The sequence below is a fragment of the Microbacterium sp. T3-8 genome (assembly GCF_055398145.1).
In genome coordinates, this window is record NZ_AP027918.1 from 2117973 (window position 1) to 2134213 (window position 16241).

General features: G+C 68.8%; 14 protein-coding genes. 7 read left to right on the forward strand and 7 right to left on the reverse strand.

Features of this window, described 5'->3' with window-relative positions; all coding sequences use genetic code 11:
* The first annotated feature begins 17 nt into the window (after window positions 1-17).
* The 5 genes from ACZ5Y9_RS10085 (at window position 18) to ACZ5Y9_RS10105 (ending at window position 6132) form a co-directional block, all read left to right on the forward strand.
* A complete protein-coding gene (locus ACZ5Y9_RS10085) occupies window positions 18-599 on the forward strand; it encodes a DUF3000 family protein (protein ID WP_247622381.1) in 582 nt (193 codons plus the stop codon).
* Window positions 592-1785 (forward strand): ribonuclease D, encoded by a 1194-nt coding sequence (locus ACZ5Y9_RS10090; protein WP_247622380.1) that lies wholly within the window; start codon window positions 592-594, stop codon window positions 1783-1785. The genes ACZ5Y9_RS10085 and ACZ5Y9_RS10090 overlap by 8 nt, the downstream gene beginning before the upstream one ends.
* A 73-nt stretch (window positions 1786-1858) precedes the next feature.
* Complete coding sequence (locus tag ACZ5Y9_RS10095; protein WP_247622379.1) at window positions 1859-3064, forward strand: thiolase family protein; 1206 nt, start codon at window positions 1859-1861, stop codon at window positions 3062-3064.
* Window positions 3065-3072: 8 nt separating this feature from the next.
* Window positions 3073-5232 carry a 3-hydroxyacyl-CoA dehydrogenase NAD-binding domain-containing protein gene (locus tag ACZ5Y9_RS10100; protein ID WP_464471259.1) on the forward strand — a complete coding sequence of 720 codons (2160 nt, stop codon included), beginning with the start codon at window positions 3073-3075 and terminating at the stop codon, window positions 5230-5232.
* Window positions 5233-5436: 204 nt separating this feature from the next.
* Window positions 5437-6132, forward strand: a complete 696-nt coding sequence (locus ACZ5Y9_RS10105) for an SPFH domain-containing protein (protein WP_247622378.1) — start codon at window positions 5437-5439, stop codon at window positions 6130-6132.
* Between the two features lie 12 nt (window positions 6133-6144).
* On the opposite strand, the gene dxs is transcribed toward ACZ5Y9_RS10105, so the two are convergent.
* From dxs to dut, 5 genes are all read right to left on the reverse strand, one after another.
* A complete protein-coding gene (gene dxs, locus ACZ5Y9_RS10110) occupies window positions 6145-8085 on the reverse strand; it encodes a 1-deoxy-D-xylulose-5-phosphate synthase (RefSeq protein ID WP_464471260.1) in 1941 nt (646 codons plus the stop codon).
* 155 nt (window positions 8086-8240) lie between these two features.
* The gene (locus ACZ5Y9_RS10115) at window positions 8241-11075 is read right to left on the reverse strand and encodes an aconitate hydratase (RefSeq protein WP_282185355.1); all 2835 of its coding nucleotides are present in this window, start codon (window positions 11073-11075) and stop codon (window positions 8241-8243) included.
* Window positions 11076-11229: 154 nt separating this feature from the next.
* Entirely contained in the window at window positions 11230-11976 is a 747-nt protein-coding gene (locus ACZ5Y9_RS10120) for a DUF3159 domain-containing protein (protein ID WP_247622375.1), read from the reverse strand.
* A complete protein-coding gene (locus ACZ5Y9_RS10125; RefSeq protein ID WP_247622374.1) occupies window positions 11973-12560 on the reverse strand; it encodes a DUF3710 domain-containing protein in 588 nt (195 codons plus the stop codon). The genes ACZ5Y9_RS10120 and ACZ5Y9_RS10125 overlap by 4 nt, the downstream gene beginning before the upstream one ends.
* Window positions 12553-13005 (reverse strand): dUTP diphosphatase, encoded by a 453-nt coding sequence (gene dut, locus ACZ5Y9_RS10130; protein ID WP_247956242.1) that lies wholly within the window; start codon window positions 13003-13005, stop codon window positions 12553-12555. Before dut ends, ACZ5Y9_RS10125 begins: the two co-directional genes overlap by 8 nt.
* Before the next feature lie 12 nt (window positions 13006-13017).
* Here dut and ACZ5Y9_RS10135 point away from each other — a divergent pair, with 12 nt between their 5' ends.
* Window positions 13018-13482: a DUF3093 domain-containing protein gene (locus ACZ5Y9_RS10135; protein WP_464471261.1), complete on the forward strand. Its 465-nt coding sequence runs from the start codon at window positions 13018-13020 to the stop codon at window positions 13480-13482.
* An 89-nt stretch (window positions 13483-13571) separates the two neighbouring features.
* On the opposite strand, the gene ACZ5Y9_RS10140 is transcribed toward ACZ5Y9_RS10135, so the two are convergent.
* The gene (locus tag ACZ5Y9_RS10140; protein ID WP_247622371.1) at window positions 13572-13865 is read right to left on the reverse strand and encodes a DUF4193 domain-containing protein; all 294 of its coding nucleotides are present in this window, start codon (window positions 13863-13865) and stop codon (window positions 13572-13574) included.
* Between the two features lie 198 nt (window positions 13866-14063).
* Here ACZ5Y9_RS10140 and sepH point away from each other — a divergent pair, with 198 nt between their 5' ends.
* Complete coding sequence (gene sepH, locus ACZ5Y9_RS10145) at window positions 14064-15149, forward strand: septation protein SepH (RefSeq protein ID WP_464471262.1); 1086 nt, start codon at window positions 14064-14066, stop codon at window positions 15147-15149.
* 11 nt (window positions 15150-15160) lie between these two features.
* Here the strand turns inward: sepH and ACZ5Y9_RS10150 are convergent, their stop codons facing one another.
* The gene (locus ACZ5Y9_RS10150) at window positions 15161-16231 is read right to left on the reverse strand and encodes an alkaline phosphatase family protein (protein WP_464471263.1); all 1071 of its coding nucleotides are present in this window, start codon (window positions 16229-16231) and stop codon (window positions 15161-15163) included.
* Window positions 16232-16241 lie beyond the last annotated feature (10 nt).

A 16241-nucleotide genomic window follows, 5' to 3' on the forward strand; every position in this document is an offset into this window, starting at 1 on the left:
GACTCTAGCCTGTTGCCGTGACCGCACCCCCCGATGCCGGGACCCTCTTCGAGAACGCCGCCGCAGAACTGCGCGAGACGGCGTTCCGTGACGACATCACCGTGCGCGAGATTCCGACCCCGACCGGCCTCGCGCCCTTCGCTCTCGCGCTCGCCGCCGATGTCCGCCCCGACGACGACGGCGACTCCGTGTACGGAACGGGTCGTTTCGTGCTGCTGCACGATCCGGACGAACCGGCGGGCTGGGGAGGATCGTGGCGGATCGTCATCTTCGCGCAGGCACCGCTCGAGACGGAGATCGGCACGGATCCGCTGCTCGCCGACGTCACCTGGTCGTGGCTCGTCGATGCCCTCGACTCCCGGGAGGCCCGGTACGGCGCAGCGTCGGGCACCTCCACCAAGACGCTGTCGAAGGGATTCGGGGGCCTCGCCCTCGAAGGGGACGGCGCACAGATAGAATTGCGGGCGTCCTGGACTCCGCAGGGCCCGTTCCGTCCGCACGTCGAGGCATGGGCCGAACTGGTCGGAATGCTGGCGGGTCTTCCGCCCGGTTCCGAGGGCATCGCCGTTCTCGGCGCGCGAAAGGCTGTACGTGACTGAATACTCCGTGATCTCGGATGCCGAGGAGTTCCGCGCCGCCTGCGCCGTGCTCGCGAACGGCACCGGACCGGTCGCCGTCGATGTCGAGCGCGCCTCCGGCTTCCGTTACTCCCAGCGCGCCTACCTCGTACAGGTCTTCCGCCGCGACGCCGGCGTGTTCCTTTTCGACCCGCCCGCCATCGGCGACCTCACGCCGCTGAACGCGGCGATCGGCGACGTCGAATGGGTCTTCCACGCCGCGAGTCAGGATCTCCCCTCGCTGCGCGAGCTCGACCTCGACCCGCACACGATCTTCGACACCGAGCTCGCCTCGCGCCTGCTCGGGCACGAGCGCGTGGGTCTCGCCGCCGTCGTCGAGCACACGCTCGGCATCACGCTGAAGAAGGAGCACTCGGCCGCGGACTGGTCGACGCGCCCCCTGCCGGATTCCTGGCTCGAGTACGCGGCCCTCGACGTGCTGCACCTGATCGACGTGCGCGATGCGCTCGCCCTCGAACTCGAGGAGCAGGAGAAGACTGCATTCGCCGCCGAGGAGTTCGCGGCGACCCTGAGTCGCGCACCCAAGCCGCCCCGCGAAGACCCCTGGCGCCGTCTGAGCGGACTGCACCAGGTGCGCGGTGCCCGCAATCTCGCCGTGGCGCGCTCCCTCTGGCAGGCACGCGAAGCATATGCGCAGGCCCAGGACGTCTCCCCCGGACGCCTCATCCCCGACCGTTCGCTGGTGGCGGCGGTCATGGCGAATCCGCAGAGCAAGCAGGCGCTCGCCGGTATCAAGGAGTTCCAGGGGCGCGCGAGCCGCACGCAGCTCGACCGCTGGTGGCAGGCCATCGTCGACGGACGGGCGACCGAGGAGCTGCCGCGCGAACGGGTTCCGAGCGACGCTTTGCCGCCCCCGCGCGCCTGGGCGGATCGCAACCCCGAGGCCGATGCACGCCTGAAAGCCGCGCGCCCCGTGGTCGAGGCGATCGCCGAGGAACTGCACATGCCGACGGAGAACCTGTTGACGCCCGAGTACCTCCGACGCGTCGCGTGGGCGCCCGCGGGAGACACCCCGGAAGCCATCGGCGGCGCACTGACGGCGCTGGGCGCGCGCACCTGGCAGGTTGAACAAACCGCACAGAAGATCGCCGCCGCTTTTGTAGAAGCAGCGCAACAGCCCGACGAGGCTCCCGCCACGGCTTCGTAGGTTCGATCCAACCGATTCCTCCCCGTTTCGGGGCCTCCCTAGACTGAGGCCACCGCACAAACTTGGAGGCAGAGTGGCCGAGATCTCGGACGTCTTCTTCGTCGATGGAGTGCGCACCCCCTTCGGGCGCGCCGGCGAAAAGGGCATGTACTGGAACACCCGCGCAGACGACCTCGCCGTGAAGGCGACCATCGGTCTCATGGAGCGGAATCAGGCCGTCCCGGCCGACCGCATCGACGACGTCGCGATCGCCGCGACCTCGCAGACCGGGGATCAGGGACTCACGCTCGGTCGATCCGTGGCGATCCTCGCCGGACTCCCCCAGACCGTTCCCGGCCTCGCGGTCGAGCGGATGTGCGCGGGAGCGATGACGAGCGTGACGACCATGGGCGCCTCGATCGGGGTGGGCATGTACGACCTGGCCCTCGCCGGTGGCGTGGAGCACATGGGTCATCACCCGATCGGCGGCAACGCCGACCCGAACCCGCGATTCGTCGCCGAGAAGATGGTCGACCCCGGAGCGCTCAACATGGGCGTCACCGCCGAGCGCATCTTCGATCGCTTCCCGCACCTCACCAAGGAGCGCTCCGACCGGTTCGGCATGCTCAGCCAGCACAAGGTGCAGGCCGCCTACGACGCGGGCAAGATCCAGCCCGACCTCGTCTCGGTGGCGATCAAGGATGCCGAGGGCGCCTGGGGACTCGCGACCGAGGACGAGGGGCGCCGCCCCCAGACCACGATGGAGGATCTGGCCGCTCTGAAGACGCCGTTCCGCCCGCACGGTCGCGTCACCGCCGGCACCTCCTCGCCCCTCACCGACGGCGCGACGATGTCGCTGCTCGCCGGTGGCGGCGCGGTCAAGGAACTGGGTCTCGCCCCGAAGATGCGCATGGTCTCGTTCGCGTTCGCGGGCGTCCAGCCCGAGATCATGGGTATCGGTCCGATCCCGTCGACCGAGAAGGCGCTGAAGAAGGCCGGCCTGTCGATCTCCGACATCGGGCTCTTCGAGCTCAACGAGGCGTTCGCCATCCAGGTCATCTCGTTGCTCGATCACTTCGGCATCGCGGACGACGACCCCCGCGTCAACCAGTGGGGCGGGGCCATCGCGCTCGGCCACCCGCTCGCAGCCTCCGGTGTGCGCCTGATGATCCAGCTCGCGGCCCAGTTCGCCGAGCGCCCCGACGTCCGCTACGGCCTGACCGCGATGTGCGTCGGCCTCGGACAGGGCGGTTCGGTCATCTGGGAGAACCCGCACTACGACGGCAAGAAGCGGAAGTGATGGCAGGCATGGCGAACACGATTTCCGAACAGTACGCGAACGTCGACTTCGCACCGATCCGGGCGCTCACCGACGGCGAGGTGATCACGCAGTCGCCCGTCCGCGACATCCGCCTGGCGTCGGGAAAGGTGCTCGCGCTCATCACGCTCGACAACGGTCGCGACCACACCCGCCCGAACACCCTCGGGCCCGCGACGCTCACGCAGCTCGGCGAGACGCTCGACGCTCTCACCGCGCGAGCGGCTGCCGGAGAGATCCAGGCGGTCGGTATCACGGGCAAGCAGTACATCCTCGCCGCGGGCGCGGATCTCTCCGACATCGGCAAGGTCGGATCGCGCGACAACGCCCGCCTCATCGCGCAGCTCGGCCACAAGGTGCTGGGCAAGTTCGGCGAGCTCGGCGTGCCCTCGTTCGCCTTCGTGAACGGCCTCGCGCTGGGAGGCGGACTCGAGATCGCGTTGAACTCGACCTACCGCACGGTCGACTCCTCTGCCGCGGCGGTCGCGCTGCCCGAGGTCTTCCTCGGCATCATCCCCGGCTGGGGTGGCGCCTACCTGCTGCCGAACCTGATCGGCATCGAGAACGCGCTCGAGGTCGTCATCTCGAACCCGCTCAAGCAGAATCGGATGCTCAAGCCGCAGCAGGCGTTCGATCTCGGCATCTTCGACGCGATCTTCCCCGCGGCGAACTACCTCGAGAATTCACTGGCCTGGGCCGATGCGGTCCTCGGCGGCAAGAAGGTCGAGCGGAAGAACGAGCCCGGCAAGCTCGAGCGGCTCACCAAGTGGCCGATCGCGATCAAGATGGCGCGCGGCATGCTCGAGTCCAAGATCGGCACCGTGCCGAAGTCGCCCTATGCGGCGCTCGACCTGCTCGACAAGGCCAAGAGCGGCACCAAGGCCGAGGGGTTCGCCCGTGAGGACGAGGCCCTCGCCGATCTCGTCACGGGTGACCAGTTCGCGGCATCCATGTACGCGTTCGACCTCGTTCAGAAGCGTGCGAAGCGCCCCGTCGGCGCGCCGGACAAGGCCCTCGCCAAGAAGGTCACCAAGGTCGGCATCATCGGGGCCGGCCTCATGGCCAGCCAGTTCGCCCTGCTGTTCGTGCGCAAACTTCAGGTGCCGGTGCTCATCACCGACCTGGACCAGGCGCGCGTCGACAAGGGCGTGGCGTACATCCACGAGGAGATCGGCAAGCTCGAGGGCAAGGGCCGCCTCGACGCGGACTCCGCGAACAAGCTGCGCGCGCTGGTCACCGGCACCACCGACAAGAGCCTCTACGCGGACTGCGATTTCGTGATCGAGGCCGTGTTCGAAGAGGTCGGCGTCAAGCAGCAGGTGTTCGGCGAGATCGAGAAGATCATCGCCGAGGACGCGATCCTGGCGACGAACACCTCGTCGCTGTCGGTCGCGGAGATCGGCGCGAAGCTGGAGCACCCGGAGCGTCTCGTCGGCTTCCACTTCTTCAACCCGGTCGCGGTCATGCCGCTGATCGAGATCGTGAAGACGCCGAGCACGTCGGATGCCGCGCTGTCGACGGCCTTCGTCGTCGCTCGCAATCTCGGCAAGAACGCGGTGCTCACCGCCGACGCTCCCGGATTCGTCGTGAACCGCCTGCTGGCGAAGGTCATGGGGGAAGCGGCCCGCGCCGTGTACGAGGGCACCCCGATCGTCGACGTCGAGAAGGCGTTCGGTCCGCTCGGCCTGCCGATGGGTCCGTTCCAGTTGATCGACCTCGTCGGCTGGAAGGTCGCCGCGCACGTCCAGGACACGATGGCGACGGCGTTCCCCGAGCGTTTCTACGCGAACGAGAACTTCCACGCCCTCGCAGAACTGGACGCGATCGTCGAGAAGGACAAGGGCGGCCGGGTCACCGGGTGGACGAAGCAGGCCGAGAAACTGCTGAAGCCCGCCGTGGGTTCCACGCCGGCATCGGCCGCGACGATCCTGCAGCGCGTGCAGGACGGCCTGGCCGACGAGATCAAGCGGATGCTCGACGAGGGCGTCGTCCCGGAGGTGGAGGACATCGATCTCTGCCTGATCCTCGGCGCGGGCTGGCCGTTCATCGACGGCGGCGCCTCGCCGTACCTCGACCGGGAGGGCGCGTCGGATCGTGCCTTCGGAGGATCGTTCCACACCCCGCAGATCCGGGGCGTCGAGAACCGCTGATCACGCGCAGCGGAGGGGGTCGTGCAGCGCGCACGGCCCCCTCCGTCGTTCTCCACGCGCTCGGCTGACGGTCGGTCGTTCCGACCCCGTCCCGTATCCGTCCGGCGGCGGTCGGGCGAACACGCACCGAACAGCGCATGAACAGCGCTCCTTCACGCCCGTTCACGGCACTCCGATCGCGGACGAGGGGGCACAGTGGTGTGCATGGACATGCTCCTCTCGATGCTGGGTGGCAAGGGACTCTCGGGTCTGCTCAAGACCGGGACCGCGATCCTCACGATCCTGCTGGTCGTTCCGGCGCTCCTGAAGATCTTCATCGTGACGGTGGACGAAGGCTGGGCAGCGATCCGCACCCGCAACGGCAAGCCGATCATCCGGAACCGCCCACAGCGGCGTCCGAGCAGTCGCGGCGGTGCTGTCGGCGAAGTGGTCGTGCTCCATCCCGGATCGCACGGCGCGTTCCCGCTGTTCTACTGGTACAGGCTCGTCGACGTGCGTTGCCGCGCGACCGACCTGCCCGCCCGCGAGATGACGGGAGCGAAGGGGCACCAACATCGCGTCCACGCGTCGTTCGAGTGGAGACCGATCCCCACCGGCCGCGATCTCCGGGTGTTCGAGCTCGACGTCGTGAACGTGAAGGAGCGCGCGTCGAACATCGTCGGCGCAGCCTTGCGTGACGTGATCCGCGGCTTCGACGGTGCGGAGCTCCCGCACAACGACGAGATCAACACCCGAGTCATCGCCGCGAGTGCTGACGAGGTACGGCGAGCCTGCGGCGTCGAGCTCGTGCGCGTCATGGTCACCGGCGATGCGCTCACCGACGGCTACCTGCTGTCGACGGCGCTCCGCGACACCGATCGCGACGCGCAGGCGGTCGCCGCGCTCCACGCGCTCAACTGATCAGCGCGGGTGTCAGCGCTTCTCGTGCAGCGGGAGGTCGATCGTGCCGGTCTCCCCGGCGCTCCGTGCGACGGGGATACGTGTTCCCAGCACCTGCGCGACGACGTCCTGCGCGATCTTCGACGCGGTGAGACCGGCGTCCGCCAGGATCTGCTCCCGTGACGCGTGGTCGAGGAACTCGTCGGGCAGACCGAGCTCGTCGACCGCCGTATCGATTCCTGCCTCGCGCAGCACCTGACGCACGCGCGTGCCGATCCCGCCGACGCGGATGCCGTCCTCCATCGTGATGACGAGACGATGACGTGCCGCCAGGGCGACGATCGACGGCTGCACCGGGATCGCCCAGCGCGGATCGATGACCGTGGCTCCGATCCCCTGGGCGCGCAACCGCTCCGCCACGTCCATGGCCATCGCCGCGAACGGGCCGATCGCCACGATCAGCACGTCTTCGCTCTCGCCTCGCGCGAGCACGTCCACGCCGTCGTGGAGGCGGTCGAGCGCGGGCAGTTCGGCGGCGACCTCGCCCTTCGGGAAGCGGATGACCGTGGGCGCGTCGTCGACCAGGACGGCCTCTTCCAACGCCTCCGTGAGCCGGACGCCGTCGCGCGGAGCCGCGATACGGATGTGGGGCACGATCTGCAGCATCGCCAGATCCCACATGCCGTGATGGCTGGGTCCGTCGGGACCGGTCACCCCGGCACGGTCGAGCACGAACGTCACGCCTGCGCGGTGCAGCGCGACGTCCATGAGCACCTGGTCGAACGCACGCCCCATGAAGGTCGCGTACACCGCGACCACGGGGTGCAGTCCCCCGTATGCGAGACCCGCCGCTGACGCGACGGCGTGCTGCTCGGCGATACCGACGTCGTACACGCGCTCGGCGAATCGCTCGGCGAACGGCGCCAGACCGGTGGGGCGGAGCATCGCGGCCGTGATCCCGATGACGTCTTCGCGGCGCGAGCCGATGTCGACGAGCGCATCGGAGAAGACATCCGTCCATCCGCGACCGCCCGACGAGAGCGTCTCGCCGGTCGCGGGGTCGATCTTGCCGACGGCGTGGAACTGGTCGGCGTCGTCGTCGCGCGCCGGCTGATAGCCGCGCCCCTTCTCGGTGATCGCATGAACGATCACCGGAGCGCCGTAGGACTTCGCGAGCTCGAGAGTCTCGAGGAGGGCGGGGAGATCGTGCCCATCGACGGGCCCGAGGTACTTGATGTCGAGGTTCGAGTACAGGGCCTCGTTGTTCGTGAAGCGCGAGAGGAAGCCGTGCGTTCCGCCGCGGACTCCGCGGAACACGGCGCGCCCCACGGGACCGAAGGCGCGGAAGAGCCGATCGGACTTGTGGTGCAGGTCCTTGTACGCGGCGGCGGTGCGCACGCGGTTGAGGAAGCGCGACATGCCGCCGATGGTCGGGGCGTAGGAGCGCCCGTTGTCGTTGACGACGATCACGAGGTTGCGGTCGTTGTCGTCGGAGATGTTGTTGAGCGCTTCCCAGGTCATGCCCCCCGTGAGCGACCCGTCGCCGACGACCGCCACCACATGGCGGTCGGCGCGTCCGGTGGCCGTGAGGGCGCGGGAGACGCCGTCCGCCCAGCTCAGCGAACTGGACGCGTGCGAGGACTCCACGACGTCGTGCGGGCTCTCTCCGCGTTGCGGATAGCCGGCGAGACCGCCGCGCACGCGGAGACCCGAGAAGTCCTGGCGCCCGGTGAGCAGCTTGTGCACGTACGACTGGTGTCCGGTGTCGAAGATGAACGGATCGTCCGGCGAGGAGAACGTGCGGTGCAGCGCGATCGTCAGCTCGACGACGCCGAGGTTCGGACCGAGATGCCCGCCCGTGCGGGAGACGTTCTCGACGAGGAAATCGCGGATCTCCTGCGCCAGATCGGCCAACTGCTCGGCGCTCAGACCGTCGAGGTCCCTGGGTCCTGAGATGCTCGGAAGAATGGGCATCGGCACCTCCTCACCTGCTGTGTCGTCGGTCGCGGACTCGGTATCCGGGGCCTCATCGATGGTACCGCCAACCCCGGAGAATCCCCCGGGAGGCGCACCCCCTGGCATGACGAAGGGGACCCGGCTACGATGCGCCGGGTCCCCTGTCGGAGTGCTCAGACGAGCGAACGCAGAACGTACTGCAGGATGCCGCCGTTGCGGTAGTAGTCCGCCTCACCGGGGGTGTCGATGCGCACGACCGCGTCGAACTCGACGGCCTGCTTGCCCTCGGGCGAGTGCTCGCTCGGCGTGGCCGTGACGCGCACCGTCTTGGGGGTCACACCGTTGTTGAGCTCTTCCAGTCCCTCGATCGAGACGATCTCGGTGCCGTCGAGGCCCAGCGACTCCCAGCTCTCACCGGCGGGGAACTGCAGCGGGACGACGCCCATGCCGATCAGGTTCGAGCGGTGGATGCGCTCGAAGCTCTCGGTGATGACCGCCTTGACGCCCAGCAGGCTGGTGCCCTTCGCCGCCCAGTCGCGCGACGAGCCGGAACCGTACTCCTTGCCACCGAAGATGACGAGCGGGGTGCCCTGCTCCTGGTAGTTCATGCTCGCGTCGTAGATGTACGACTGCGGGCCGCCCGGCTGCGTGAAGTCGCGGGTGAAGCCACCCTCGACCACGGCACCGTCGTTGACCGCCGACACCATGAGGTTCTTCAGGCGGATGTTCGCGAACGTACCGCGGATCATCACCTCGTGGTTTCCGCGGCGCGAGCCGAAGGAGTTGAAGTCCTTGCGGTCGACGCCGTGCTCGGTCAGGTACTGCGCGGCCGGCGTGCCCGGCTTGATGTTTCCGGCGGGCGAGATGTGGTCGGTGGTGACCGAGTCGCCGAGGGTCGCCATGACACGAGCACCCTGGATGTCCTTCACCGGGGTGAGCTCCATCGTCATGCCCTCGAAGTACGGCGCCTTGCGCACGTAGGTCGAGTCCTCGTCCCACTGGAAGATCGCGTCTTCGGGAGTGGGCAGGCTGCGCCAGCGCTCGTCACCGTCGAACACGGTCGCGTACTGCTTGATGAACTGCTCGCGCGAGATCGACGAGTCGACGATCTCCTGCACCTCGTCGGGCGACGGCCAGATGTCCTTGAGGAAGACGTCGTTGCCGTCACTGCCCTTGCCCAGGGAGTCGTTCTCGAAGTCGAAGTGCATCGAGCCGGCCAGCGCGTAGGCGATCACGAGCGGCGGGCTCGCGAGGTAGTTCATCTTCACGTCGGGGCTGATGCGACCTTCGAAGTTGCGGTTGCCCGAGAGCACCGCGGTGACGGCCAGGTCGTGCGAGTTGATGGCCTCGGAGACCTCCTCGATCAGCGGACCGGAGTTTCCGATGCAGATCGTGCAGCCGTAGCCGACGGTGTAGAAGCCGAGACCCTCGAGGTCCTTGTCGAGACCGGACTTCTCGTAGTAGTCGGTGACGACCTTCGAACCGGGGCCGAGCGTGGTCTTGACCCACGGCTTCTGCTTGAGACCCTTCTCGAGCGCCTTGCGAGCGACGAGACCGGCGGCGATCATGACCGACGGGTTCGACGTGTTGGTGCACGAGGTGATGGCCGCGAGCGTGACGGCGCCGTTGTCGAGGATGTACTTCTCGCCGTCGGGGGTCGTCACCGGAACCGGCTTGGAGGCGTTCGCCGGTGCTCCGCTGTTGATGTGGACCGGACGCGTGGTCGGCTCCTCGTCGCCGGGGGCCTGACCGGGGTCGGACGCCGGGAACGAGTGCTTGGACTCGAGGTCGACGATCGAGTCGGAGGTCGACGGGGTCGCGTATCCGAGGATGTCCTGCTCGAACTGCGACTTGGCCTCCGACAGGAGGATGCGGTCCTGCGGGCGCTTCGGGCCGGCGATCGACGGGACCACGGTCGCGAGGTCGAGCTCGAGGTACTCGCTGAACACGGGCTCCTGCGAGGGGTCGTGCCACAGCTTCTGGGTCTTGGCGTACGCCTCGACGAGCGCGACGGCCTCTTCGCTGCGGCCCGTGAGGCGCAGGTAGTCGAGCGTGACGTCGTCGATCGGGAAGATCGCGGCGGTCGACCCGAACTCGGGGCTCATGTTGCCGATCGTGGCGCGGTTGGCGAGCGGCACGGAGGCCACGCCCTCGCCGTAGAACTCGACGAACTTGCCGACGACGCCGTGCTTGCGCAGCTGGTCGGTGATCGTGAGGACGACGTCGGTCGCCGTGACGCCGGCGGGGATCTCACCGCTGAGCTTGAAGCCGACGACGCGCGGGATGAGCATCGACACGGGCTGACCGAGCATCGCGGCCTCGGCCTCGATACCGCCGACGCCCCAGCCGAGCACGCCGAGACCGTTGACCATCGTGGTGTGCGAGTCGGTGCCGACGCACGTGTCGGGGTACGCGCGCAGCACGCCGCCCACCTCGCGGTCGTAGATGACCTTCGCCAGGTGCTCGATGTTCACCTGGTGCACGATGCCCGTTCCGGGCGGCACGACCTTGAAATCGCTGAAGGCCGTCTGGCCCCAGCGGAGGAACTGGTAGCGCTCGCCGTTGCGCTCGTACTCGATCTCGACGTTGCGCTCGAGGGCGTTCTCGGAGCCGAACAGGTCGGCGATCACCGAGTGGTCGATGACCATCTCGGCCGGCGAGAGCGGGTTGATCTTGTTCGCGTCGCCGCCCAGGGCCGTGACGGCCTCGCGCATCGTGGCGAGGTCAACGATGCAGGGCACACCGGTGAAGTCCTGCATCACGACGCGCGCCGGCGTGAACTGGATCTCGGTGTTCGGCTCGGCCGCGGCATCCCACGATCCGAGCGCCTCGATCTGCGCCTTCGTGACGTTCGCGCCGTCCTCGGTGCGAAGGAGGTTCTCCAGCAGCACCTTAAGGCTGAAGGGGAGCTTGTCGAAACCGGGCACCGTGTCGATGCGGAAGATCTCGTAGTCGGTGCTGCCGACCGTCAGGGTGCTCTGGGCACCGAAGCTGTTCACCGTGGACACGATTCCGTCTCCTTCTGATCTGATGGAAGCGACAGGCGATTCCATCTTGCTCGCCTGGGAGGGGCCGGGGCTAGCAAGGCGGACCTAACCAGTCTGCGCCTTCGACCCTCCAGGCAGAAGCCCTGCAATTTATCTTGATGTCAAGATAAATCTATCACGCCTCGGACGTCGTCTCCGCCGCCTGCGCCTCGCGCTTCTCCGGCGGGTACAGCGCGCGCACGACGAGCCACGTCACGGCGACCATCGGGGCGAACAGCGGCAGCCCCATGATCAGCTTGAGCGTGCCCAGCGCCGTCACCTCGCCCGCGAGGTACAGCGGGAGCTGCACGGCGAGGCGCGCGAAGAAGAGGGCCGACCAGGCCACGCCGAGCCAGAGGAACGCGCGACGCTTGCGGCGATCCTGACGCCACGCCATCCCCTCCCCCATGAGGAAGCCCGCGGCGATGCCGATGAGCGACCAGCCGATGAGTGCGGTGACGAGCAGGACCGTGCCGTACGCGGCGTTCGTGATCAGCCCGGGCACGAAGTTGTCCTGCCCGCGCCCGGTGATCAGCGCCAGCGCGGCGGCCGCACCCGCGGCCACCAGCCCGCCGATCGCCGCGGACGGCGGCGACTTCTGCACGAGACGGACGATCGTGAACACGGCAGCCAGCCCCACCGACACCCCGAGGGCGAGGATGAGCGGCTCGGGGCGGATCGTGAACAGAACGACGAACGCCAGACTGGGCAGGACGGACTCGAGGATCCCGCGCCATCCGCCGATCGCCGACCAGACGACCGTGTGCGTGTTCGCACCCTCGGCGGGGTCGACACCGGCGCGGCGCGCCGCTCCGCTGAGCGCTGCGCCGAGGATCTCCGAGGCCGACTGCTCGCGGTCGCCCTGCGGCGCCGCCCCGCTCACGCCGATCCCGGCGTGGCCGGCATCTTCAGGGGAATGAGGTCGCGAGGCGGCATGGGCGAGCCGCCGCGCACGACGACGATCGAACGGAAGAGATCCTCGACCTTCGCGGCGGCGTCGGGATCGGATGCCGCGGCACCGCCGATCACGCCGCGCAGGAACCACCGCGGACCGTCGATTCCGATGAAGCGCGCGAGGCGGAGCCCGCTGCCCTCGTTCGCGGCGGCGGGCACCTCAGCCAGCAGCTCCTTGCCGAGAGAGCCTTCGCGCTCTTCGACGCGGCCGCCCTGGGCCTTGACCTGGTCGCGGAGCTGGACCCGGGTCTCGTCCCAGAGTCCGCCGGAGCGAGGCGCCGCGAAGGGCTGCACCTGCAGCGAGGAATCCGCGTAGTCGAGACCGACGGCGACGATGCGCTTGGACTGCTCCTCGACCTCGAGGCGGAGATTGAGGCCCTCGCGCGGCAGGATCTTGATGCCGCCGAGGTCGATGTAGGGCCGGACCGGATTCGCCTCGGAGTCGTCGAACGGACCGTCGACGGCACGGTTCAGCGGTGCGGACTCCTGGGGAGTGGGGGTGTTGTCAGTCATTGCTCTTCCCTGCCTGATATCCGGTGGATCCGAATCCGCCCTCGCCGCGAACGCTCTCGGGCAGTTCGTCGACCGGGTGGAACACGGCACGCGTCACCGGCATGATGATCAGCTGCGCGATACGATCGCCGACCGCCACATCGTACGCGCTCCGGGTGTCGGTGTTGATCAGACTCACCTTGATCTCACCCCGGTAGCCCGCGTCGACGGTTCCCGGCGAGTTCACGATCGAGATGCCGTGCTTCGCCGCGAGTCCGCTGCGCGGCACGACGAAGGCGGCGTAGCCGTCCGGCAGCGCGATGCGCACACCCGTGGCCACCAGCGCGCGCTCGCCCGGCTCGAGGTGCACGGCCTCCGCGGCCGTCAGGTCCGCGCCGGCATCGCCGGGATGCGCATAGACCGGCGGCTGAGCGGCGATAATGGGGACATCAACGGAATCGGTCACCCCATGAGGCTAATGCAGAACCCCACCACCGACGCACGATCGCGCTACCGCGAGCGGCTCTCGCCGAGCCTGTGGCTCCTGGTCACGGTCGCGCTCGCCGGCCCCATGGTGGCGCTCATCTTCGTCCCGGTCGGCGCGACGATCGCGCTCGTCGCCGGAGCAATCGTCTCGGCGCTCCTCGTGGCGCTCTTCATCCTCATCACCCCGGTCGTCTCGGTCGAGGACGGGGTGCTCCGCGCCGGCCGTGCACACATCGACGTCGCCCATCTGGGTGCTCCGCTCGCGCTCACGGGCAACGATGCAAAGGACGCCCGAGGAACGGGCCTGCCGGCTCGCGGATGGCACCTGATCCGCGGCGGCATCGACGGCATCGTGGTCGTCCCGAACGACGATCCCGCCGACCCGGTGACCGCCTGGACGGTCTCCACCCGCACTCCCGACCGCCTCGCCGCGGCCATCCGCACCGCGCAGCGCTGAGCGCGCCGCCCGCGATCGAGTAACACGCACAAACGACAACGCGCCCCTGACCGCGAGGGTCGGGGCGCGTGATTCGTCGCGCTGAGCCGTCAGGCCGCGCATTCCTTGCAGATCGGGCCTGCGGCCTCTTCGTGGTCGAGCTGCGAGCGGTGCTTCACGAGGAAACAGCTCATGCACGTGAACTCGTCCTGCTGCGCGGGCAGCACGACGACGTCCAGCTCGAGGTCGGAGAGGTCGGCTCCGGGGAGGTCGAAGCTGGACGGGTTGTCGGCGTCCTCGTCTCCGGTCGATCCGGAGAGCTTGTCGGGAACGCGCTCCTTCAGGGCTTCGATCGACTCGGAGTCGTCTTCGCTCTTACGGGGGGCGTCGTAGTCGGTTGCCATGCGGTTAGATCTCCACATTCATGGTGCGAGTGGTGGTGCGCCGTCGGGTATTCGGCGGCCATAGTTTGCATGACCGAGAGGCATTTCGCAAATGCCGGTGCGATCGACAGAGCAAACTCGCGGCGCGCCCACGGTATTCCCGCCCGGACCGGGCCACGCGTGACACCATGAATGCACACCCATCAGAGGGGCATTCGCATGGAAAACGTCACCATCGTCGGCACCGAGGCAGGAGTCCTCGTGCTCGCGACCGAGTCTGGCGAGCGGTTCGCGCTGGCCATCGACGACGTGCTGCAGCGGGAGCTGCGCAGGGCGACCCGGCAGGCCGAACCGGCCGCCCAGAAGCTCGCCGCCAGCCCGCGCGACATCCAGGCGCAGATCCGCGCCGGTCTCACGGCATCCGAAGTGTCCGCGCTGCTCGGAATCAGCGTCGACGACGTCGTGCGCTTCGAGGCGCCGGTGCTCGCCGAGCGCGAGCACGTCATCGGACAGGCGCTCGCCGTCCCCGTGCTGATCGGCAGCGAAGTCGAACCCGACGCGCAGCCCACGTTCGGCACGGCCATCCGCGCCAAGCTCTCCGATGTCGCGGCGACCGCCGAGCGTTGGGCGAGCTGGAAAGAGGAGTCCGGCTGGATCATCAAGCTGGAGTTCACGGCGAACGAGGTCGATCACGACGCGCGGTGGAGCTTCGATCCCCGCCGCAGCGCTCTGTCGCCCCTGAACGCCGACGCCACCCAGCTCTCCCGCCAGGGGTCCCTCCCCGACGGGCTGATCCCGCGTCTGCGCGCCGTGGAGTCCGACCGCACCTCCTCGCCCTACAAGGACGACAGCCGGTTCGACTCCGGAGCGTTCGGCCCGCGTCTCGTGCCGGCCCCCGAGGTCTCCGTCGAGGAGCCGTCCGCTCCCGAACGATCGAACGCGGCGGCGCAGGCCGCGGCGATCAATCGGGCGCCCGAGACGCAGAGCACGAATCCCGAGACGGCCGATCTGCTGGAGGCGCTCCGTCGTCGCCGCGGACAGCGCGAGGCTTCGCCGGCCATCGACGACGCGCCGACTGTCGAGCAGAGCCCGCCGGCCGCAACCACCGACGACGAGCCGGATCGCAACCTGATCGCGCTCTTCGAGGACGCCTTCGAGCCGGAGCAGTCCGACGAGCCCCGCGCGGATGCTCCCCCGTCCCCGCGCGACCCCTCCGATTCGAACGAATCCTCCTCGCGGAAGCGGCGCCGGAACGCGATGCCCTCCTGGGACGAGATCGTCTTCGGAGCGCGCACCGACGAGTGACGCTCGTGGGTTCAGTGCGCGAACGCACCGAGCCCGATCAGCGGAACCTGACGCTCCTCGGGAGTGAGTCCGCCGTGCTGTCCCACCATGCCGCGACCGCGTTGATCGGCGGCAGTGCCGTCGTAGATCGCCCCGTTCCCCCGCGGGACGGCGAGCAGGTCGCCGATGCGCGCCGCCGCGGCATCCGCGACCCGCGGTCCGAACAGGCCCGCGGCGATCGCCTCATCCCGTGAGGCGACGTCGGCGAGGCCCGCGAAGTCGGAGCGCCACCGGACGATGACCTCCTCGGGGTCGGCTGCGGGGTCGAGATAGGCGTGGATCATGCGCGGCTCTCCCCCGACGTGCCGGATACCCGTCAGATGAGCCTCGTCGAGAACGATCTGCCGCCGTTCGGGAACATCGATCATGCCGTGATCCGACGTGACCAGCACTCCCACGCCGGACGGCACGCGCGCGGAGAGTGCGGCATCGACGTCCTCGAGCGCGGCCAGCCACTCCGCCGACGCCATCCCGTGCTTGTGCCCCGCCTTGTCGACCTCGGGCAAGTAGCAGTAGACCAGGGAACCGGGGTTCTGTTCGGCGAGGGCGTAGGCGAGACGCACGCGATCGGCCGCACGCGCCTCCGCAGCGAAGGCGGCGCCGCGCATCGTCGCGCGGGTGAATCCGCTCTGCGCATAGGCGGCGAGTCCGACCGCGAACGCCCCACGCCCGGTCGCTACCGCACGCTCGAAGATCGTCGGGGCCATCTGCCAGGTCGCGGGGTCCAGCCCCTCGCTCTCCCATCCCGTGAGCTGATTGACGAGCAGGTCACGATCCGGGTCGACGACGCGGTAGCCCATCAGACCGTGCTCGCCCGGCCAGACACCGGTGAGGATGCTCGTCAATGCGGAGGCGGTCGTCGAGGGGAACACCGATGTCGCGACGTCGCGCTTGGTCATCTGCGCCGTCAGGTTGCGCGCATGACCGGCGTGCGCGCGCAGTCCGATGGCACCGAGTCCGTCGATCACGACGAGCACGACCGACGCCGCTCGGGGAAGACGCACGGCATCGCCGCTCAACGCGGAGAAGACGTCGTCCGCCACCCCGACGATG

Excerpts from the sequence above, each read along its gene's own strand:
- ACZ5Y9_RS10100 (WP_464471259.1), top strand. The coding sequence starts at position 3,073 with ATGGCGAACACGATTTCCGAACAGTACGCGAACGTCGACTTCGCACCG.
- ACZ5Y9_RS10105 (WP_247622378.1), top strand. The coding sequence starts at position 5,437 with ATGGACATGCTCCTCTCGATGCTGGGTGGCAAGGGACTCTCGGGTCTG.
- dxs (WP_464471260.1), bottom strand. The coding sequence starts at position 8,085 with ATGCCCATTCTTCCGAGCATCTCAGGACCCAGGGACCTCGACGGTCTG.
- ACZ5Y9_RS10125 (WP_247622374.1), bottom strand. The coding sequence starts at position 12,560 with ATGACTGACAACACCCCCACTCCCCAGGAGTCCGCACCGCTGAACCGT.
- ACZ5Y9_RS10135 (WP_464471261.1), top strand. The coding sequence starts at position 13,018 with ATGCAGAACCCCACCACCGACGCACGATCGCGCTACCGCGAGCGGCTC.
- ACZ5Y9_RS10140 (WP_247622371.1), bottom strand. The coding sequence starts at position 13,865 with ATGGCAACCGACTACGACGCCCCCCGTAAGAGCGAAGACGACTCCGAG.
- sepH (WP_464471262.1), top strand. The coding sequence starts at position 14,064 with ATGGAAAACGTCACCATCGTCGGCACCGAGGCAGGAGTCCTCGTGCTC.